This window comes from Streptomyces sp. NPDC051452 (assembly GCF_044454765.1).
Taxonomy (GTDB): domain Bacteria; phylum Actinomycetota; class Actinomycetes; order Streptomycetales; family Streptomycetaceae; genus Streptomyces.
Map to the genome: position 1 here is coordinate 26,403 of NZ_JBITEB010000009.1, position 20,344 is coordinate 46,746.

The 20,344-nt window shown below is 73.4% G+C and carries 15 protein-coding genes; 13 read left to right on the forward strand and 2 right to left on the reverse strand.

The annotated features are described in order from the left end of the window. Positions 1-107: 107 nt before the first annotated feature. The gene (locus tag ACIBA9_RS21375) at positions 108-1,361 is read left to right on the forward strand and encodes an MFS transporter (protein WP_399365114.1); all 1,254 of its coding nucleotides are present in this window, start codon (positions 108-110) and stop codon (positions 1,359-1,361) included. 51 nt (positions 1,362-1,412) lie between these two features. Here ACIBA9_RS21375 and ACIBA9_RS21380 read toward each other — a convergent pair whose 3' ends face one another. After that, positions 1,413-2,006, reverse strand: a complete 594-nt coding sequence (locus ACIBA9_RS21380; RefSeq protein ID WP_399365116.1) for a TetR/AcrR family transcriptional regulator — start codon at positions 2,004-2,006, stop codon at positions 1,413-1,415. Positions 2,007-2,105: 99 nt separating this feature from the next. Here ACIBA9_RS21380 and ACIBA9_RS21385 point away from each other — a divergent pair, with 99 nt between their 5' ends. The 12 genes from ACIBA9_RS21385 to ACIBA9_RS21440 all read left to right on the forward strand — a co-directional run bounded on the left by ACIBA9_RS21385 (position 2,106) and on the right by ACIBA9_RS21440 (position 18,834). Beyond that, entirely contained in the window at positions 2,106-2,897 is a 792-nt protein-coding gene (locus tag ACIBA9_RS21385) for an SDR family NAD(P)-dependent oxidoreductase (protein ID WP_399365118.1), read from the forward strand. 13 nt (positions 2,898-2,910) lie between these two features. Next, positions 2,911-3,537: a hypothetical protein gene (locus ACIBA9_RS21390; protein ID WP_399365120.1), complete on the forward strand. Its 627-nt coding sequence runs from the start codon at positions 2,911-2,913 to the stop codon at positions 3,535-3,537. A 704-nt stretch (positions 3,538-4,241) separates the two neighbouring features. Continuing rightward, positions 4,242-4,778, forward strand: coding sequence for a MarR family winged helix-turn-helix transcriptional regulator (locus tag ACIBA9_RS21395; RefSeq protein ID WP_399365122.1), 537 nt, complete (start codon positions 4,242-4,244; stop codon positions 4,776-4,778). 122 nt (positions 4,779-4,900) lie between these two features. Further along, entirely contained in the window at positions 4,901-6,598 is a 1,698-nt protein-coding gene (locus tag ACIBA9_RS21400; protein ID WP_399365575.1) for an MFS transporter, read from the forward strand. 358 nt (positions 6,599-6,956) lie between these two features. Then, complete coding sequence (locus ACIBA9_RS21405; protein ID WP_399365124.1) at positions 6,957-7,187, forward strand: hypothetical protein; 231 nt, start codon at positions 6,957-6,959, stop codon at positions 7,185-7,187. A 218-nt stretch (positions 7,188-7,405) separates the two neighbouring features. Continuing rightward, a complete protein-coding gene (locus ACIBA9_RS21410) occupies positions 7,406-8,026 on the forward strand; it encodes a lytic transglycosylase domain-containing protein (protein ID WP_399365126.1) in 621 nt (206 codons plus the stop codon). Positions 8,027-8,109: 83 nt separating this feature from the next. Further along, entirely contained in the window at positions 8,110-8,913 is an 804-nt protein-coding gene (locus tag ACIBA9_RS21415) for an SDR family NAD(P)-dependent oxidoreductase (RefSeq protein ID WP_399365128.1), read from the forward strand. Between the two features lie 235 nt (positions 8,914-9,148). Further along, entirely contained in the window at positions 9,149-10,342 is a 1,194-nt protein-coding gene (locus ACIBA9_RS21420; protein ID WP_399365130.1) for a YbdK family carboxylate-amine ligase, read from the forward strand. Positions 10,343-10,586: 244 nt separating this feature from the next. Further along, the gene (locus ACIBA9_RS21425; protein WP_399365132.1) at positions 10,587-12,371 is read left to right on the forward strand and encodes an N-acetylglutaminylglutamine amidotransferase; all 1,785 of its coding nucleotides are present in this window, start codon (positions 10,587-10,589) and stop codon (positions 12,369-12,371) included. Positions 12,372-12,880: 509 nt separating this feature from the next. After that, complete coding sequence (locus ACIBA9_RS21430) at positions 12,881-15,349, forward strand: S9 family peptidase (RefSeq protein WP_399365134.1); 2,469 nt, start codon at positions 12,881-12,883, stop codon at positions 15,347-15,349. Positions 15,350-15,700: 351 nt separating this feature from the next. Beyond that, positions 15,701-16,444 (forward strand): beta-phosphoglucomutase family hydrolase, encoded by a 744-nt coding sequence (locus tag ACIBA9_RS21435; RefSeq protein WP_399365136.1) that lies wholly within the window; start codon positions 15,701-15,703, stop codon positions 16,442-16,444. Continuing rightward, the gene (locus tag ACIBA9_RS21440) at positions 16,441-18,834 is read left to right on the forward strand and encodes a glycoside hydrolase family 65 protein (RefSeq protein WP_399365138.1); all 2,394 of its coding nucleotides are present in this window, start codon (positions 16,441-16,443) and stop codon (positions 18,832-18,834) included. Before ACIBA9_RS21435 ends, ACIBA9_RS21440 begins: the two co-directional genes overlap by 4 nt. A gap of 99 nt (positions 18,835-18,933) precedes the next feature. Here the strand turns inward: ACIBA9_RS21440 and ACIBA9_RS21445 are convergent, their stop codons facing one another. Next, positions 18,934-20,340, reverse strand: coding sequence for a glutamate decarboxylase (locus ACIBA9_RS21445; RefSeq protein ID WP_399365140.1), 1,407 nt, complete (start codon positions 20,338-20,340; stop codon positions 18,934-18,936). Positions 20,341-20,344 lie beyond the last annotated feature (4 nt).

Here is a 20,344-nt window from a genome sequence, read left to right on the forward strand (position 1 = left end):
GCCGTGCACCGAGTGCCCTGACTCTCGGCGGCCGGCTCCCGGCGTCCGTGTCCGGCACATCGCACAGGTGTACTACCGTGCTCGGTGCGCCGAGCACAGGGGAGATCATGAGGACCGCCGCCGAGACGTCGACGACCCCCAGGACGCCGTTACGCGTCGCGGCCTTCCGGCGGTTCGTGTCGGCCAGTCTGATCTCCGCCACCGGCTCGGCGATGGCCCCGCTCGCTCTCGCCTACTCGGTCATCGAGCAGGGCGGAGGAGCGGGATCGCTCGGCCTGGTGCTCACCACGAGCACCGTCCCGACGATCGTGTTCCTCATCGCCGGCGGTCTCTTCGCGGACCGCGTCTCCCGCAGCCGGCTGCTCTTCCTCGGCAATCTGCTGGCGGCGGGCGCGCAGGGCACCCTTGCGGTCACCGTGGCCACCGGGCACGCCACCACGGCGTCGATCGCGGCGTGCGGCTTCGCCTCGGGGACCGCCGCGTCGTTCACCGTGCCCGCCGCACAGGGCGCCGTCGCGCAGATCGTTCCCGCCGAGCACCTGCAACAGGCCAACGCGCTGCTCCGACTGCCGGGCAACGCGGTCAGGGTGCTGGGCCCGGCCGTCGGCGGGATCGTCGTCGCCGCGAGCGGCGCGGCCTGGGCACTGGCCTGGGACGCGTGCACGTTCGCCGTCGCGGCCGTCCTGCTCCTCGGCCTGCGGCTGGGCGCCCCCGTTGGCGCCACCGCCGGTGTGCTGGCCGATCTGCGGGCGGGCTGGACGGGCTTCTGGTCGCGCACCTGGCTGTGGACCTACACCGCCGCCGGGACCGTTCTCGTCGCCGCCTGGCTGGCGGGCTTCCAGCTCCTGGGCCCGCTCGTCGCCGCACGCCACTACGCCGGGGCGCGTGACTGGGGCCTCGTCCAGGCGGCCTTCGCCTCCGGACTGCTGGCCGGAACCCTCGTGTGCCTGCGCTGGCGGCCGTACCGACTGCTCACCGTCGCGATCGCGGCGAGCGGTGCCCTCGCGCTCCCGCTGGCCGCCCTGGCCTGGGACCGGCCGCTGTCCCTGGTGCTGCCGGCGGCCCTGCTGGCGGGGATCGGGCTCGACGTGGCGATCGTCGCCTGGACCACGGCCTTCCAGCAGCACGTGCCCCCGGCGGAGCAGGGCCGCATGAGCGCGTTCAACGGGGTGGGGGAGCGGCTGGCCATCCCGCTCGGCTACCTCGTCACCGCCCTCGCCACCCGCGCGTGGGACGACCAGGGTGTGTTGTGGGCGTGCGCGGGGCTGATCGGCGCCGCCGCCGCACTCAACCTGTGCGTCCCGCAGACGTACCGCGTCAACCGCCTCACGGGAGACGAGCGGTTGGAGGCCACGGGGTGACCTGAGAGTCCGGTGCGGGCCACCGGGTGTGCCCCGGCCCGCCTGTCGTGCTCACCGGGGTGCGCGCAGTCCCGCCAGCAGGACCTCCAGGGCGAGGTCGGTGGCGTCGTCGACCGGGGTGTCGTCCAGCAGGCCGCCCACCGCGAGCGCCGCGAGGCCGTGCACGGTGGAGAAGGCGACCTGTGCCAGCCGGGTCGGATCACCGGGGCGAACCGCACCGCCCCGTTGGGCCTCGGCGAGCAGACGGGCGGCGATCTCCAGGCTCGTATGGGCCAGTTGCCGCAGTTCCTCCCCCGAGCCCTCCTCGTGCTTCGCGGTGAACATCAGCCCCAGCAGCGCGGCCCTCTCGATCGCGAAGCCGACGTAGGCCCGCCCCACGTCCGCCATCCGCCGCTGCACGGGGCCAGGGCCCTCCGCCGCCGCCCGCATGCGCCGGTTGAGATCGGTGAAGCCGCTGACCACCAGCGCGTCGAGCACGGCCTGGCGGTCCCGGAAGTGGCGGGCCGGGGCGGCATGGCTGACGCCCAGGTCGCGGGCCAGTCCGCGCAGGGAGAGTCCGGCGACTCCGCTCTCGGCCAGCACGGTCTCCGCCCGTTCGAGCAGGGCGGCCCGCAGGTTGCCGTGGTGGTAGGAGCCTTCGGCCACAGTGGAACTCCCTCGATGTTGTCGGTTGACTACAATGATGTCAGTTGCCTACATTGGCGGCGTCATCGCACCCCGGACCAGCCGAAGCGGAGCGCAGCCATGCCCACTCTCTCTTACCAGGGGACCTGCGCCCTGATCACCGGCGCCAGCTCCGGCCTGGGCGCCGAGTTCGCCCGCCAGTGGGCCGAGCGCGGCGCCGACGTCGTCCTGGTCGCCCGCCGCCTGGACCGGCTGGAGACCCTGGCCGAGGATCTGCGGAAGAAGTACGGCGTCGCCGCGACCCCGCTCGCCGCGGACCTCGCCGCCCCAGGGGCCGGCGCGGCCCTGCGCGAGGCGCTCGACGCCCGCGGTACCGTCGTCCAGACGCTGATCAACAACGCCGGTTTCGGCAGTCACGGGGCCTTCCTGGAGCAGGATCCGGCGGAGATCTCGCGCATGATCCAGCTCAACGTCGGCGCCGTCGCCGACGTCACGCGCGCGTTTCTGCCGCAACTGACCGCCGAGGGACGCGGCGCCCTGGTGACGGTGGCGAGCACGGCCGCGTACCAGCCGACTCCCGCCATGGCCGTCTACGGCGCCACCAAGGCCTTCGTTCTCAGCCTGACCGAGGCCCTCGCCTACGAGACCCGCGGCTCGGGCCTGCGGGTGCTGGCCGTCTCCCCGGGGCCGGTCGACACCGAGTTCTTCGACGTCGTCGGCACCCGCGAGGCGATGGTCGGGAACGTCGCCACGCCCGCCGACGTGGTCACGGCGACCCGCCGCGCCCTGGAAGGCCGCCGTACCCCGCCGAGCGTCGTCGCCGGGCTCGGCAACCGTCTGTCGGCACGAGCGGCACAGCTCGCGCCACGCCGCCTCGCGCTGGCCGCGGCCGGTCGCGCGCTCAAGGCCTGAGGAGAGCGAGACGATGACCGAGGACGCCCGGGCGGCGCTGGAACACCTGCGCGACGCCGGTCAGTTCAAGTGGTACGTCATCCCGCTGCTCCTGCTGGTGCTGTACGCGTACGCCACCGAGGCGCAACGCCGGGACTGGAACGTGTTCTTCGCCGGACTCGCCCTGTGGGGCATGGACTGGTTCAACGAGATAGGGAACGCGCTGGTCTTCCACTTCAGCGGACGCGCACCGGTGTGGGGCGCCCGGGGAAGCACGGCCTACCAGATCCTCATCGGCCTGAACATCGAGATCTGCTTCATGTTCGCCGTCATGGGCATCGTCGCGGCGAAGCTGCTGCCCCCGCGCGACGTCCGCATCCTCGGCATGCCGAACCGTCCGGTACTGGTCGCGGTGGACTCCGCGGCCGCCGTGGGCGTCGAGCTGCTGCTGAACAAGGCCGGCGTGCTCACCTGGGACTGGGACTGGTGGAATGCCCGGTTCCCGCTCCTTGTCCTCCTCATCGGCTACGCCCCGTTCTTCGTGGCCGCCTTCGTGGTGCACGACATGCCCAAGGTCCGCACCAAGGCCGTCACGGTGGCCACGATCCTCGGCGTCGACGCGCTCGCCCTCGCCGCGTTCGGAGCCCTCGGCTGGCTGTGAGCGGCGACCGGTTCGCTCGCCGCCGAGCCGGCCGGTTCGGACGAGGTGTCCATGTGACGCCGAGGTGGCCCGCAAGCGCGTCGGCCCGCGTCGGCGCCGGGATCGAAGCGCGGCCCGCGGTACGGGGCGACGCGCCGCCGCGAGGTCCGGCACCTCCATGTCCGCGGCGCCGGTGCGTGCGGAGGTGGGACGGCCGCCGCTGCCCCCTCGCTTCCCGAGGAGACCTCCGGCTGCGCCGTCACGTCATGGCCACCCGCCGCGCGGCGCGCTCGGCGACGACCGCGGGCGACCCAGAGGGGGAGGTGGGACGGCCGCCGTTGCCGCGGCGAGAGCGGCCGCAAGCGGGGGTGTGATCGCGCGGCCTCCTCAGGAGACGACCCCCGGACGGACACGTCATCGTGGTCCGCGGCCGGCGGTGGCGGGCGACCGACCCCTCGCTTCCCGAGGAGGCCTCCGGCTGCGCCGTCACGTCGTGGCCGCCCGCCGCGCGGCGCGCTCGGCGACGACCGCGGGCGACCCGGAGGCGGAGCGAACGGCACGCGCACGCGTGCACCGTGCGAAGCCCGCGCCAGGACCTTTCCCCGGAGCAGCGCCGGCGGCGCTGGGAGGGCGGCCTCGTGCGACTGGACGCGGGGCCGCCCGACCGAAACGACTCTTACCCCGTTTTCATAGCGTGCCTATGTAGACGCGTGATACTGAAAGGTGTGGATCACACTTTCGGTGCCGCGGACGCGGCGGACGCGCGGCGGACCGCACGGGCGCTGGCGGACACGGCGGCCGCCGTGATCAGGGTCGTCACCGACCGTCGAAGCCTCAGCTTCACGGCGGCCGCCACCCTGGGCCGCCTCGAACGCGAGGGCCCCGTGCGGCTGACGGCTCTGGCGGCGGCGGAGGGGGTCGCCCAGCCGTCCATGACCCAGCTCGTGCAGCGCCTGGAACGGCAGGGCCTGGTCCGACGGGTCGCCGACGAGGCCGACGGACGGGCGACCCTGGTGGCCGTCACCGACACCGGCCGCGACGTGCTCGCCGCCCGCAGACGGGCGCGGGACGCCCGGCTGGCCGAACTGGTCGCCACCTTGCCCGACGACGACCGGCGAGCGCTGCGGGAGGCGATGGAGATCGTCGTCCCGCTCGTGGAGCGGATGGTCGCGGGCGACGCGTCGGCGGCCCCCGACCCCGAGGACCCCTCGAACCGGACGACCGCGCCCACCGAACGGCCAGACACCGGGAGCCCGCGATGACAGCCGACCAGACCGACCGCATACCCTCGGGCACCGACACCGACCGCCCCCCTCGAAGAGCCTGGATCGGCGCGGACCACCCCCGCTACAAGTGGGTGGCGCTGACCAACACCACGGTGGGCATGCTGCTGGCCACCATCAACAGCTCGATCGTGCTGATCTCGCTCCCCGGCATCTTCACCGGCATCCGCCTCGACCCCCTCCAGCCCGCCAACGTCAGCTATCTGCTGTGGATGCTGATGGGCTACATGCTCGTCACCGCCGTACTGGTCGTCGCGCTGGGCCGGCTCGGCGACATGATGGGCCGGGTCCGTATCTACAACGCCGGCTTCCTGATCTTCACTCTCACCTCGGTCGTCCTCTCGCTGGACCCCTTCCACGGCGGCAGCGGGGCGATGTGGCTGATCGGCTGGCGCATCGTGCAGGCCGTCGGCGGTTCGATGCTGATGGCCAACTCCGCGGCCATCCTCACCGACGCGTTCCCGGCCCGGCAGCGCGGGATGGCGCTGGGCGTCAACATGGTGGCGGGCATCGCCGGCTCCTTCCTCGGCCTCGTGCTCGGCGGGGCGCTCGTCACCTGGAACTGGCGGTCCATCTTCTGGGTCAACGTGCCCATCGGCCTCATCGGCACGGTGTGGGCGTACAAGTCCCTGCACGAGACCGGGATCCGCAGGCCCGGCCGGATGGACTGGTGGGGAAACACCACCTTCGCCATCGGGCTGACCGCGCTGCTCGCGGGCATCACCTACGGCATCCAGCCCTACGGCGGCCACACCATGGGCTGGACCAACCCCTGGGTCCTGGCGGGACTCATCGGCGGGGTCGTGATGCTCGCCGCCTTCTGCGTGGTGGAGATGAAGGTCGCCGAGCCGATGTTCCCGCTGCGCCTGTTCCGCAACGCGGAGTTCGCCGGCGGCAACGCGGCCACTCTGCTGGGGTCCATCGCCCGGGGCGGACTGCAGTTCATGCTCATCATCTGGCTCCAGGGCATCTGGCTGCCCCTGCACGGCTACGACTACGCCGACACCCCGCTGTGGGCCGGTATCTACATGCTGCCGCTGACCGTCGGCTTCCTGCTCGCCGGGCCCGTCTCCGGCGCGCTGTCCGACAGGTTCGGCGCGCGACTGTTCGCCGCCTCCGGATTCCTCGTGATGGCGGTGTCCTTCGCGGGACTGCTCGTCCTGCCCGGCGACTTCTCCTACTGGGTGTTCGCCGCCCTGATCTTCCTCAACGGCCTGGGCGGCGGGCTGTTCGCGGCGCCGAACACGTCGATCATCATGTCGAACGTCCCGGCCGACGCCCGCGGCGCCGCCTCCGGCATGCGTGCCACGTTCCAGAACGCCGGAATGGTGCTGTCCATGGGCGTGTTCTTCTCGCTCATGGTGGCGGGGCTCTCCGGCACCCTCCCGCACACCCTCTCCACCGGCCTGACGGCCCAGGGCGTCCCGGCGGGAGCGGCCCACACCGTCGCCGGACTTCCCCCCGTCGGCGTCCTCTTCGCGGCCTTCCTCGGCTACAACCCGATCCAGCACCTCCTCGGCCCGGACATCCTCGGGCACCTCTCGCCCTCCGCCTCGGCGCACCTCACGGGTCGCGAGTACTTCCCGCACCTCATCTCGCAGCCGTTCCACGACGGCCTGGTCGTGGTCTTCTCGCTGGCCATCGCCATGTCCCTGGCCGCGGCCGCCGCCTCGCTGGTCCGCAGCCGCCCTGCCGCGACGGCGCCGGCCACGGGGGACACCGGCCAGGCAGCCGGACACCGCGGCGGCCCGGCAGCCGGCGCCGACCGGTCCGACGGCGGCCGACAGGACCCAGCCTGAGGCTTCGCCCCGTACGACCGAACCGGCGGCGAGCGCTGAGGCCGACCCGGATCATCTCGCGGGTGCGGGGGCGCTGCGCGGGCGAGTGGACGACGGTGCCGGTCGGCCCATAGCCCACGCGACGCTCACCCTCGTCGACGGCCACGGCCGGGCGCACTGGCCAGGACCGGCGAGGACGGCGGCTACCGGCTGGCGGTGGCCCGGCCGGGCGCGTACACCCTGGTCGTGTCGGCCGACGGCCACCGCCCCCCGCGCCGTACAGCTCACGTGCGGGACACGAGCCGTCGTCTCCGACGTCACGCTGCCCGGCGTCGGCCGTGTCCACGGGACCGCGCGCCACGAGCGGACCGGTCGGCCCGTGGCCGAGGCCCGCCTCACGCTACTGGACCCGGCGGGCAAGGTGGTGGCCTCAGCCGTTGCGATCGCCGACGGCACCTACACCCTGCGGGACCTCCACACTGCGGGACCTGCCCCGGGCGACTACACCGTGGTCGCCTCCGGCTACCCGCCCGTCGCCACGGAGGCCGCGCTGAGCGACGGCGAGGCCCGCCGGGGGGACATCGACGTACGGGGCGGCGCCACCGGCTGACACGGGGGCGCGACGGCCAGGACGGGCGGCACGCGGCTTCCCCCCTGGATGGGCCGACGGCGGGACGCTGTTCCTCGACTGCGGCCACACCACCCGTCGGCCCGGTCGTCCTCGCGGCACGATGGATTGCGGCTTCCTCACGCGGGCACGTGCACCCCACGACGGCGGAAGCCCGGCAGGCCGCCGCGTGGCCGACGAGCAGGGAGGCGGGACAAGCGATGACCGAGGAAGCGACCGTGACGTCCGGGGAACGGCGGTGGCGGCCGGCGGGAAGCGACGGTGTCCGGACCCCGCCCCTGCGGCCGGGCGGCTACGACCCGGCCGACTACGCCGCCCACGTGGTGCACAGCGCCGAGCGCACGGGGATCTCGCCGCTGCTGCTGATGGGCGTCCTCCACAACGAGGCCTACAAGCCGCACCATCCGCTCCTGGAGCGGCTGTGGCAGTGGTGGAAGCCCGGCGCGTCCTTCGGCGTCGCCAACATGCACCGTGCGACCTTCGAGCGGGTGCGGCGGGCGCACGGCCTCACCGGCCGCTGGGAGGACCTGCGCGACGACCCCGCGTTCGCCGTGCACGCGGCGGCCCTGTATCTGGCGGACCTCGACCGGCGACTGCCGCGACGGCACTCGCGCCGCTACGCCCGGGACGAACTCCTCGCCCTGGGCTACAACACGGGGGAGCGCAACATGCGGGCCTTCGCCCGTGGTGTCCCGCCGGGGCCCATGGCGCGCTCCTACCTGCGCCGCCTGCGGGAGAACCGGCACCGGGCGGCCGAGGCCCTGGCCACGGCCGACAGGCCGCACCGGCGCCCGGCACACGAGGCTCACGAGGCCCGCTGACGGTCGGCCGCACCCCCGGCTCCCGTCCGCGTGGACTCCCCGCGCCCGCACGGTTGGAGGCGGCGAGGGTGGTTACACCGCGCATGGACGACGACAGGCCGCTCGCCCTGGTGACCGGGGCCTCCAGCGGAATCGGATACGCACTGGCCGAGCAGTTCGCCGAGCATGGCTACGATCTGCTGATCAACGCCGAGGACGACCGCCTGGACCACGCGGCGTACCGGCTGCGCGAGACCGGCGCCGAGGTACGGGCCGTGCGCGCCGACCTCAGGGACCCGGCGGGTGTGGACCGGCTGGTCGCCGCCACGATCGGCCTGGACATCGACGTCGCCGTGCTCAACGCCGGGGTCGGCCAGGACGGAGCCTTCGCGGACACCGATCTCACCGACGACCTTTCGGTGATCGCCCTGAACGTGACCTCCACCGTGCGGCTCGCCAAACCGCTGCTGCACGACATGCTCGACCGCGGCACGGGCCGGCTGGCGTTCACGTCCTCCATCGCGGCGACCATGCCGGGGTCCTTCCAGCCGGTCTACAACGCCACCAAGTCCTTCGTGCAGTCCTTCGCCGAGGCGCTGCGCGACGAGGTGAAGGACACGGGCGTCACGGTCACCGCCTTCATGCCCGGCCCGACGGACACCGACTTCTTCCGCCGGGCGGACATGGGGGACACCAGGATCGGCACCATGGAGAAGGACGACCCCGCCGACGTCGCCCGGCAGGCCTTCGAGGCGATCACACACGGCCGCCAGAAGAAGGTGACCGGTTCCCTGAAGACCAGGGCACAGGGCCTGGCGAACAAGGTCCTCCCCGACAGGGCCAAGGCCGCACTGCACCGCTCCATGGCGGAACCGGGCACGGCCGAGGACGACGAGGGGCGGTCCTGAGTCGGCATCCGGCCGGCCCCTCGACGGCCTGCGGGGTGTCCGAATCGGCCGTAACGCGCCGCCTGCTCGCGGCGAGTCCCGGCACGCGGTCGCTCAGATGAGCGGGTGATGTCACTTGCTGGTAACTCCGACGCTTGCCCACGGCTGATCAGGGAACTCTGACCACGTCAACCGCCCGCGCGCCGACCGGCAGGCCGGGCCACCGGCGGCTGTGGACTACTCGCAGGGAGATACCGTGACGGCGCGTCTAGGGGCAGAAGAAGAGTTCCATGTGGTCGATGTGGAGAGTGGGCACCTCGTGCCACGCGCCGCCGAGGTGCTCGGTCGTCTCGACAGACCTGGCTTCACCGGAGAACTGCAGCAGTCGGTGGTGGAGAGCAACAGCGGTGTGCACGACACCCTCGACGGGCTGTGGACCGACCTCGCCTCGGCCCGGCGCCGACTGGACGCGGCGGCGGCCGCACTCGGCCTCGCGGTCGTGGCCGCCGGTACGGTCCCCCTCGCCGACATCGGCGCCCGGGACGTCACCGCCGACCCCCGCTACCGGCGCATGGCCGACGACTACCGGCTGGTCGCGGACGAGCAGCTCATCTGCAGCGCTCAGATCCATGTGGACGTGCCCGACCGGGACACCGCCGTCCGCGCGATGTGCCTGGTCTCACCCTGGCTGCCGCCCCTGCTGGCCCTCTCGGCCAGCTCGCCGTTCTGGCTCGGGTCCGACACCGGCTACGCGAGCTGGCGGACCATGCTGTGGCAGCGGTGGCCGACCGCGGGACCGGTCGGCTGCCACCCGGACGCCGCCGACTACGACCGCACCCTCGTCGAACTGATCCGCTCGGGCGTCATCAGTGACGCCGGCATGATCTATCACGACGTACGGCCCTCCGCCCACCAGCGCACGCTGGAACTGCGCATCTGCGACGCCTGCCCCCGGGTGGAGACCGTGGTGCTCGTCGCGGGCCTCTTCCGGGCCCTGGTGCGCGAGGCATGCGAGCGCCTCGAACGCGCCGAGGGACCTCTGTGCGACGGCCGGCACGAGTGGTTGCGGGCCGCCGCCTGGCGGGCCGCGCGCTCGGGTCTGGAAGGCGACCTGGTCGACCCCCTCACGCGCTGCTCGGCACCGGCCCCGGCCGTGCTGACCGCCATGCTGACCAGGCTCCGCCCGCAGCTGGAGGCGTCCGGCGACTGGGACATCGTGCACCGGCTCCTGAAGGAGGCGCTGGCCGCCGGTACCGCGGCGAACCGGCTGCGCCGGGCCGCCCAGACCGAGGACCTCCTGGCCAGCGTCGACCTGATGGTGGCCGAGACCCGAGGCGAACGGCGAAGGCCCCGCCTGCCGGCCCGTCCGCGGCACACCACCGCGCGCCTGGGCACCCTCGACGCCCGTCCGCACAGCGGCAGGTCCATCGCCCGGACACCGAGCGCGTGACCCGCCCCCGACGCCGACGGCCTCCGCAGGGGCCCGACCGCACGGCCCGGCCGACCGGCGACCGTCGTCTGATCAAGGAGAGACGCATTCCCATGCTCAGCAAGCAGGATCACCCCATCGCCGACCACCCGCTTCCGGGACCCCCGGACCGCACGAGCCATCCCGATATGACGGGCCGCACGGAGCAGGTGAGCCCGGTGGGCCGCACCGCGCGGCCCTCGGCCCGGAGCGGGGGGAGCCTCTGATGTGTGGCCTCGGCGGAGAGATACGGTTCGACGGCGAGCGGCCGGACATGGCGGCGTTGGAGCGGATGACCGATCGGCTGGCGCCGCGCGGCCCCGACGGGCGCGGTCTGTGGTCCCAGGGACAGGTGGCCCTCGGCCACCGGCGACTGAAGATCATCGACCTGTCGGAGAGCGGCGCCCAGCCCATGACGGACCCCCGCGCGAGGATCGCCGGCGTCTTCAACGGCTGCGTCTACAACTACCGGGAGCTGCGGGACGAACTGCGGGCGCTCGGTCACGAGTTCTTCTCCGACTCCGACACCGAGGTCGTACTCAAGGCCTACCGGCAGTGGGGCACCGACTGCGTCGAGCACTTCTACGGCATGTTCGCCTTCGCCATCGTCGAGCTGGACAGCGGACGCGTGGTGCTGGCCCGGGACCGGCTCGGCATCAAGCCGCTGTACCTGGCGCGGACGGCCGACCGGCTGCGGTTCGCCTCCTCGCTGCCGGCCCTCCTCGCGGGCGGCGGCGTCGACACCACCCTCGACCCGGTGGCCCTGCACCAGTACTTCAGCTGGCATGCGACCGTGGCCGCCCCCCACACCGTCCTGAACGGTGTGCGCAAGCTCCCTCCGGCCACCGTGCGCGTCGTCGAACCGGACGGAACCGAGCACGACCACCGCTACTGGCAGCCCGCCTACACGCGCCGCCCGGAGTACGCCGGTCTGAGCGCCGACGACTGGACGGACGCGGTACTCGACGCCCTGCGCACCGCGGTGCGCCGCCGCATGGTGGCCGACGTGCCCGTGGGCGTGCTGCTGTCCGGCGGTCTGGACTCCAGCCTCATCGTCGCCTTGCTGGCCGAGGAGGGTCAGCAGGACCTCGCGACCTTCAGCGTCGGTTTCGAGTCCGAAGGGGGCGAGGAAGGCGACGAGTTCCACTACTCTGACCTCGTGTCGCGCCACTTCGACACGCGCCACCACCAGCTGATGGTCCCCTCCGACCGGGTGTCGGGGGCACTGGAGTCGGCCGTGCTCGCCATGAGCGAGCCCATGATGAGTCACGACACGGTCGCCTTCCACCTGCTGTCCGAGCAGGTGGCCAAGGAGGTGAAGGTCGTCCAGAGCGGCCAGGGCGCGGACGAGGTGTTCGCCGGCTACCACTGGTACCCGCAGATGGCGGGCGTGCCCCGGCAGCGGGCCGCGGAAGGGTACATCGACACCTACTTCGACCGGTCCCACGCCGAGCTGTCCCGCATCCTCGAACCGGCTTTCCTCGCCGACCGGGACGCCTCGGCCGAGTTCGTGCGCCACCACATGGCGGCCGAGGGCGCCGAGACGACGCTGGACGCCGATCTGCGGCTGGACACGCACGTGATGATGGTCGACGATCCCGTCAAGCGCGTGGACAACATGACGATGGACTGGGGCCTGGAGGCCCGGGTGCCCTTCCTGGACCACGAGCTGGTCGAGCTGGCCGCCGCCTGTCCGCCCGAGCTGAAACTCGCCGACGGCGGCAAGGGAGTGCTGAAGGCCGCGGGCCGCAAGGTCCTGCCGCGGGAGGTCGTCGACCGGCCCAAGGGGTACTTCCCGGTCCCGGCGATCAAGCACATGGCAGGCCCGGTGCTGCAGCGGGTCCGCGAGGCGCTCAACGCCCCGGAGGCCGTCGAGCGCGGCGTCTTCCGTCGGGAGTGCGTCGCCGAACTGCTCGCGGCACCCAACGCCCACCGCACCCGGCGAGGAGCGAACACACTGTGGCAGGTAGCGCTGCTGGAGACATGGCTGCAGACGCACGGCATCCGCTGACCCCGACGGCTCCCGGCACCGAAGGCCCGACGGCCCCGGGCGGCGCGTCCGCCCCGGGCCGGCCCACCGGCCCGCCGGGACCGGGCGGCGCCGCCCGGGCGCCCACCCCCGCTCGGCCGGCGTCGGCCGAGGACCCCTCGATGCCGCAAGGCGTCGCGGGCCCGGCGCCCACGGGGGCCACCGAGGACCGGACGACGACGGAGACCGCCGCGAGCGGGGCGACGGCGCAGGCGGCCGCGGGCCCGGAGCCGGGGTGGGCAGCGCCGGGCCGGGTAGACACCGGTGCCGCCGCGCGCCCGGCGGCGGAGGGCGCCGCGAGCCGGACGAGGGCGGAATCCGCCGGGGGCCCGGAACCGACGCAGGCGGCCGCGGGCCCGGGGCCGGGGTGGGCAGCGCCGGGCCGGGCAGGCACGGATGCCGCCGCGCGCCCGGCGGCGGAGGGCGCCGCGAGCCGGACGAGGGCGGAATCCGCCGGGGGCCCGGAACCGGCGCGGGCCCCCGGGAGCCCGATGTGGACGGAGGCCGGTTCCGCGCCGGAGCCCGTCCCGCTGCCGGACACCGCCGCGCCGCTCGATGTGCCGCGGCCGCTGATCGCGCACGGCTGCTGGTATCCGTCCGCGGACCCCGACGGACGCGAGGTCGCCTTCATCTGCGACCGTACCGGCGTACCGCAACTGTGGGTCGCTCCCGTGGACGGCGAGCAGGCGCGCCTGCTGGACGCGGATCCGGACCCGGTCGTCGAGGTGTCCTGGTCGCCGGACGGCCGGTGGATCGCCTACACCACCGCGCCCGGCGGCGGAGAACTGACCCGCGTCCTGTGCGTGCGCCCCGACGGCACCATGCGCCGACTGCTGGCCGGAGGCGAGCCCGGCGCCTCCGCCCACCTCGGCTGCTGGGCCCCGGACGGCTCGGCCGTCGCGGTGACCGTGACCGAGCCGGCGCCCGTGGGGCCGCCGCGCGTCGAGACCGACGGGACGACCGCGACGACGGACACGCCGGTGGCCGCCCACACCGGTGACTGGACCGGTCGCGGCGGCCGCGCGTTCCTGATGGGCGGAACACCGCTCACGTCGCACCCGCCCGAGGAGCGGGGGAGCGCCGTGCGCCCCGCGCACGACGGCGCGCCCTCGGGGGAGCCGGGGCAGCGGACCCTGGCCGCCTACCTCGTCGACCCGGCCGGCGGCGCCGCCTCGGTACTGCTGGCGAGCGAGGCCGGGGCACCGACGCTGCGCGTGTGCGCGCTGAGCCAGGACGGCGAGCTGGCCCTGGTACGGCGGGGACCACGCGGCCACCGCGAGGCACTCGTGGTACGGCTGCGGGACCGTACGGTCACCGGTTCCCTGCGCGTCGCCGACGGTGATCCGTGGATCGGCGGCTTCTCACCGGACGGCTGCACGCTGTGGCTGCGCAGCGACGCCGAAGGCGAGTTCGCCGAGCTGGTCGCGGTGCGGCTCGGTCCGCGAGGACAGTGGCGGGGCCGTCGGGTCGTCGCGGCCCGCGCCGGCTGCGACCTGGAACTGCTGACTCTGGACCGGGCAGGGCGCAGCGCCCTGCTGGCGTGGAACGTGCGGGGCGTCAGCGAGCTGGAGGTCACCACCCTGCACCCCTCCACACCGGCCCGGGAGAGCACCTCACCGGCCACGGGTGGGCCTCCTCCGGCCGCGGGTGGGCCCCCTCCGGCCGCGGACGGGACCCCACCCGCCACGGGCGGACCCCCTCCGGCCACGGGTGGGCCCCCTCCGGCCACGGGTGGGCCCCCTCCGGCCGCGGGTGGGACCCCACCCGCCACGGGCGGACGCCCTCCGGCCGCGGACGGGATCCCACCGTTCCCGGGTGGGCCCCCTCCGGTCACGGGCGGGATCCCACCGGCCCCGGGTGGCGCCACGCTCCCCGGCGCCACCGACCTCCGCGCGGCCACCGGGCCCCTCGGCCTGCGCGTGTTCCCCGGACTCCCCAAACCCTCCGAGCCGCGCGACCTGTCCGCCCTGTCCCGACTCCCCGCCGCCGGCCCGGCCCGCGCCTTCGCGCTGCCGCACGAGGTGGTCACCCGGGTGGCGCCCACCCTGGACCCCTACGGTCCCGTGGTGGCGCTCTCGGGTTCCCCGCGCCGACCGGGGGTGTGGTGGCTGCACGAAGGCGTGGCGCTGCGCACGCCGTGGTCCGCGCGTGACGAGGACGCCGTCCCGGGCGGCCGGCCGCCCGTGCGACCGGTTCCCCTGCGGCCCGTCGCACGGGACGGACTGCCACTCGGCGGCTGGTACTACCGGGCCGCGGGCCGTTCCCCCGGGGAGCCGGCGCCCTGCGTGCTGCATCTGCACGGCGGCCCCGAGGAGCAGGAGCGGCCGGTCCTCAACCCGCTCTACCACGAGCTGCTCGGCCGGGGAGTGGACGTCTTCGCCCCCGACATCCGTGGCTCCTCCGGCTACGGGCGCTCCTTCGTCGACGCCGACCTCGGCGAAGGCCGTTTCGCCGCGCTCGACGACGTCGCCGACTGTGCCGCCCACGTGGTGGTGGAGGGATGGGCCGACCCGCGGCGCCTGGCGGTGATGGGCCGTTCGTACGGCGGCTATCTGACGATGGCCTCCCTCGTCCGGCATCCGGAACTCTTCCGCACCGGCGTGGCGGTGTGCGGGATGTCCGACCTGAACACCTTCTTCGCCGGCACCGAGCCCTGGCTCGCGGAGTCGGCCGCCCACAAGTACGGGCACCCGGAGCGCGACCGCGAGCTGCTGCGGGCGCTGTCGCCGATGAGCCGCATCGACGCGCTGCGGGTCCCCGTGCTCGCCGTGCACGGCGAGCACGACACCAACGTGCCGGTCGGGGAGTCGGAGCAGTTCGTCAGGGCCGCCAGGGAACGCGGTCTGGACGCCGAGTTGCTGCTGCTGCGCCAGGAGGGCCACGAGTTCCGTCGGGCGGACAACCGCCGCCTCTTCCGCCGCACGGCCGCCGACTGGATCGAGCGGCACCTGACGGGCTGACACCGCGAAGTGACGGACCGACCGGAAAGCACCATCCGCGCTCCCCGCACGACAGCGCGTCCGACGGTGGACTCCTCGCCCACGCCGGCCGGTCGACTCGCTCGACGGGCGATGGCCGTGCACGCCGCCATGACGAAGGACCGCCGGGAGCGGGGCGAGGGTCCCACGGCTGTCGGGACGCCACCGGCCGGCCCATGACCCGGCCGCCACATGGGAGAGGCCGCGGCCTTTGGCACCCGCTCAGCCGCACGGCCTGTCGAGCGAAGGTACCTAGACCGAGCGGGTGTCTTACCGCGAGCCGCACGGTGTCCCGCCGCCGACGTGTCGGGGGCTGCTCCTAGCCTGGGCGGCATGCTGGGGCTTCCCTCTCATGTCCGTGTCTGTCTGTTCGACCTCGACGGGGTCCTCACCCAGACCGCGAAGGTGCACGCGGCCGCCTGGAAGGAGATGTTCGACGGCTACCTCCGCGAGCGCGCCGCACGCGACGGCACCCCGTTCGTGCCCTTCGACGCCGTCGACGACTACGACGAGTACGTGGACGGACGGCCCCGCGAGGACGGCGTACGCACGTTCCTCGCCGCACGCGGGGTGCATCCGCCCGAGGGGTCGCCCGACGATCCGCCGGAGGCGGAGACCGTGAACGGGCTCGGCACCCGGAAGAACGAGTTGGTGCTGGAGCGGATCCGCCGCGACGGCGTGGAACCCTACGAGGGCTCGGTCCGCTATGTGCACGCCGTACGGGAAGCCGGGCTGCGCTGCGCGGTGGTGTCCTCCAGCGCGAACTGCCGGGACGTCCTCGTGGCGGCCGGCATCGAGGACCTCTTCGACGAGCGGATCGACGGAATCGTGACACGCGAGCGCCGACTGCGCGGCAAGCCCGCCCCGGACACCTACCTGGAGGCGGCCCGGGGGCTGGACGCGACGCCGGAGGAGGCCGCCGTGTTCGAGGACGCCCTGGCCGGTGTCGAAGCGGGACGGGCCGGAGGGTTCGGCGTGGTCGTGGGCGTCGACCGCGTCGGCCAGGCGGATCAACTGCGGGCGCACGGCGCGGATGTGGTCGTCCGTGACCTGGCCGGACTACTGGAGTCGCGGTGATCACTCATCCCAGTTTCACGGTCGAGCCGTGGTGCCTGCGCGAGACCGAGCTGAACCTGGACGTGCTCGCCCAGAGCGAATCGGTGTTCGCCCTGTCCAACGGGCACATCGGCTGGCGCGGGAACCTCGACGAGGGCGAGCCCCACGGGCTTCCCGGCGCCTACCTCAACGGTGTCCACGAGATCCATCCGCTGCCGTACGCGGAAGCCGGCTACGGCTACCCCGAGTCCGGCCAGACGATGATCAACGTCACCGACGGCAAGATCATCCGGCTGCTGGTCGACGACCACCCCTGCGACCTGCGCTACGGCCAGCTGCTCGCGCACGAGCGCGTACTGGACTTCCGCACCGGATTGCTCAGCCGCACCGCCCGGTGGACCTCCCCCGGCGGCCGTACGGTCAGGATCACCGCCCGGCGCCTCGTCTCCTTCACCCAGCGAGCCGTGGCCGCCGTGGTGTACGAGGTCGAGCCGGTGGACGGACCGACCTCGGTCGCCGTGCAGTCGGAACTGGTCGCCAACGAACAACTGCCCCACTTCGAGGGAGACCCGCGCGTCGCCGCCGCGACCGAGAGCCCGCTCGTGGCGGAGGAGCACTTCGCCCAGGACACCCGGCTACGACTCGTGCACCGCACCGCCCGCAGCGGGCTGCGGGTGGGAGCGGCGGCCGACCATCTCGTCGAGGGTCCCGACAGCACCCGGTGGACGGCGCACAGCGAGCCCGACGTCAGCCGTCTGACGGTCACCGCGGACCTGGTGCCCGGACAGCCGCTGCGGCTGGTCAAGTTCGTCGCCTACGGCTGGTCGGGGGAGCGGTCGCTGCCGGCCGTGCACGACCAGGTGGACGGGGCGGTGGCGGCCGCCGTCGGCACCGGGTGGGACGGGCTGGTCGCCGCGCAGCGGGAGTACCTGGACCGGTTCTGGGCCGGTGCGGACGTCGAGGTGGAGGGCGACGCACAGATCCAGCAGGCGGTGCGCTTCGCCCTCTTCCACGTCCTGCAGGCGGCGGCCCGCGGCGAGAACCGGGCGATCCCCGCGAAGGGACTGACCGGAACTGGCTACGACGGGCACTCCTTCTGGGACACCGAGTCCTATGTGCTGCCGCTGCTGACGTTCACCGCGCCGGAGGCCGTCGCCTCGGCGCTGAGATGGCGCCACAGCACACTGCCGGCGGCACGGGAACGCGCGCGCCAGCTGGGCCTGGCCGGGGCCACCTTCCCCTGGCGGACGATCGACGGCGCCGAGTGCTCCGCCTACTGGCCGGCCGGGACGGCCGCCTTCCACATCAACGCCGACATCGCGATGGCGACGGCCCGCTACATCATGGTGAGCGGCGACGAGGACTTCGAACGCGAGGAGGGCCTCGACCTCCTCGTCGACACCGCCCGGCTCTGGCGCTCGCTCGGACATCACGACGCCGAGGGCGTCTTCCACATCGACGGGGTCACCGGACCCGACGAGTACAGCGCCATCGCCCGGGACAACCTGTACACCAACCTGATGGCCCGGCAGAATCTGCTGGCCGCCGCGGACACGGCCACACGCCATGCGGACCGGGCCGCGGAACTCGGCGTCGACGACGAGGAGACCGCCGCGTGGCGGGACGCCGCCGCCCGTATGGCGGTGCCGTACAACGACGCCCTCGGGGTGCACGAACAGTCGGCCGGGTTCACCCACTTCCAGCGCTGGGACTTCGACGCCACCCCGCCCGAGCACTATCCGCTCCTGCTGCACTACCCCTACTTCGACCTGTACCGCAAACAGGTGGTGAAGCAGGCCGACTTGGTGCTGGCGATGATGGAGTGCCCCAACGTCTTCACCGAGGAGGAGAAGGCGCGCAACTTCGCCTACTACGAGGCGCTGACCGTCCGCGACTCCTCCCTGTCGGCGTGCTGCCAGGCGGTCCTCGCCGCCGAGACCGGGCACCTGCGGCTGGCCTACGCCTACCTCAACGAGGCCGCGCTGATGGACCTGGACGACCTGGAGCACAACACCCGGGACGGGCTGCACGTCGCCTCCCTCGCCGGGACGTGGATCGCCCTCGTCGCGGGGCTCGGAGGCATGCGACGGCACACCGTCGACGACAACCAGGACCTCCTGGGGTTCTCGCCCCGTCTGCCCGAGGCGCTGTCCAGGGTGGCGTTCATGGTGCTGGTGGGCGGCCGCAGGCTGAAGGTGGACGTCGGCCGCACCCGGGTGAGCTACCAACTGGTCGAAGGTGAACCGCTGGTGGTGCTGCACTGCGGTGAGCCGACGACCGTGACCGCCGACGCGGCCGTGAACCGCCCCATCCCCATCCCACCGAGCCGCCCCGAGCCCCAACAGCCCCGAGGCCGCCGCCCGGAGGGCCTGGCCGCCCACGAGGACGCCAGTCCGCAGACGGAGGGCTAGCCGGCGGGCGGGTCACCGGACCGGCGCGTCCGGCGGACAGGGTGGGCGGGCGCGGCAGGCTGCCGCGCCCTGGCGGCGCGGATGGTCCGGGAGCGGGCCTCAGGTGGCGGCGAGGGGCTCCGGAAGCGGGGACGGGGTGCGTTTGGCCGTGTGGAGTTGCCCGGTGACCTCCCGCAGGTCGGCGATGAACATCCCCGCGAGTTCGGAGGTGAAGCCGGTGCGTACCACCAGACGCAGGACGGAGACGTCCTGGCACGGGGCCGGGAAGGAGTAGGCCGGCAGGTGCCAGCCCCGTGCGCGCATGGCATGGGAGACGTCGAAGACGGTGAAGCCCCGTGTGCCGGGCGCCAGCCGGAAGGCGAACGCCGGGAGTTCGGAGCCGTCGGTGATCAGCTCGTAGGGTGCGATGCCCTGGATCCGCGCCGCGAGCGCACGGGCCGTCGTACGGCACTGGGCGGCAAGATTCCTGAACCCCTCGAAGCCGTACCGCAGGAAGCTGTAGTACTGGGCGACGACATGCGCGCCCGGCCGGGAGAAATTGAGGGTGAAACTGGGGGAGCGGCCACCGAGGTAGTCGACCTCGAACACCAGGTCCTCGGGGAGCGCGTCGGCGTCGCGCCACAGGGCCCAGCCGAGGCCGGGGAAGACGTGCCCGTACTTGTGCCCCGAGGTGTTGATGGAGGCGACCCGTTCGAGCTGGAAGTCCCACATGAGGCCCGGGTCGAGGAAGGGGGCCACCAGGGCGCCGGACGCGCCGTCGACATGGACGGGGATGTCGGTGCCCGTGGCCGCCTGATAACCGTCGAGGGCCATGCAGATGTCCGCGACCGGCTCGTAGGAACCGTCGAACGTGGAGCCGAGGACGGCCACGACGCCGATGGTGTTGTCGTCGCAGTAGGCGGTCAGCGTGTCGGGCGTGAGGTGGTAGCGCCCCGGTTCCATCGGGACGTACCGCGGTTCCACCTCGAAGTAGTTCGCGAACTTCTTCCAGCACACCTGGACGTTCGCGCCCATGACGAGGTTCGGGCGCGTGGTGTCCTTGCCCTGCGCGCGCCGCCGGGCCTGCCAGCGCCGCTTGAGGGCGAGGCCGCCGAGCATGGCGGCCTCGCTCGAGCCGGTGGTGGAGCAGCCGCGCACCCGGTCGGGCCGCGGCGCGTGCCAGAGCCGGGCGAGCATCCGCACGCAGCGCTCCTCCATCGCCGTGATCTGCGGGTATTCGGCACGGTCGGCGAGGTTCTTCTCCGCGGTCTCGGCCATCAGCTGGCGCGCCTGCGGTTCCATCCACGTCGTCACGAAGGTGGCGAGGTTGAGCCGTGCGTTGCCGTCGAGCATCAGCTCGTCACGCACGCGCCGGCAGATCAGGTCCGGGGACGACTCGGGTTCGGGCAGTTCGTCGACCGGCAGCAGCAGGTCGTCGGCGGGCGGGTGACCGAGAGTGAGGGCGGGGTGGGTGGTCAGGGTCTGGAGACCGGTGTCGGGCATGACGTCGGTATGCGGAATGGGCATGAGT

What these genes read in the sequence shown, in the direction of transcription:
- ACIBA9_RS21375 (WP_399365114.1), top strand. Translation starts at nt 108, where the DNA reads ATGAGGACCGCCGCCGAGACGTCGACGACCCCCAGGACGCCGTTACGC.
- ACIBA9_RS21385 (WP_399365118.1), top strand. Translation starts at nt 2,106, where the DNA reads ATGCCCACTCTCTCTTACCAGGGGACCTGCGCCCTGATCACCGGCGCC.
- ACIBA9_RS21390 (WP_399365120.1), top strand. Translation starts at nt 2,911, where the DNA reads ATGACCGAGGACGCCCGGGCGGCGCTGGAACACCTGCGCGACGCCGGT.
- ACIBA9_RS21400 (WP_399365575.1), top strand. Translation starts at nt 4,901, where the DNA reads ATGCTGCTGGCCACCATCAACAGCTCGATCGTGCTGATCTCGCTCCCC.
- ACIBA9_RS21410 (WP_399365126.1), top strand. Translation starts at nt 7,406, where the DNA reads ATGACCGAGGAAGCGACCGTGACGTCCGGGGAACGGCGGTGGCGGCCG.
- ACIBA9_RS21415 (WP_399365128.1), top strand. Translation starts at nt 8,110, where the DNA reads ATGGACGACGACAGGCCGCTCGCCCTGGTGACCGGGGCCTCCAGCGGA.
- ACIBA9_RS21425 (WP_399365132.1), top strand. Translation starts at nt 10,587, where the DNA reads ATGTGTGGCCTCGGCGGAGAGATACGGTTCGACGGCGAGCGGCCGGAC.
- ACIBA9_RS21430 (WP_399365134.1), top strand. Translation starts at nt 12,881, where the DNA reads ATGTGGACGGAGGCCGGTTCCGCGCCGGAGCCCGTCCCGCTGCCGGAC.
- ACIBA9_RS21435 (WP_399365136.1), top strand. Translation starts at nt 15,701, where the DNA reads ATGCTGGGGCTTCCCTCTCATGTCCGTGTCTGTCTGTTCGACCTCGAC.
- ACIBA9_RS21445 (WP_399365140.1), bottom strand. Translation starts at nt 20,340, where the DNA reads ATGCCCATTCCGCATACCGACGTCATGCCCGACACCGGTCTCCAGACC.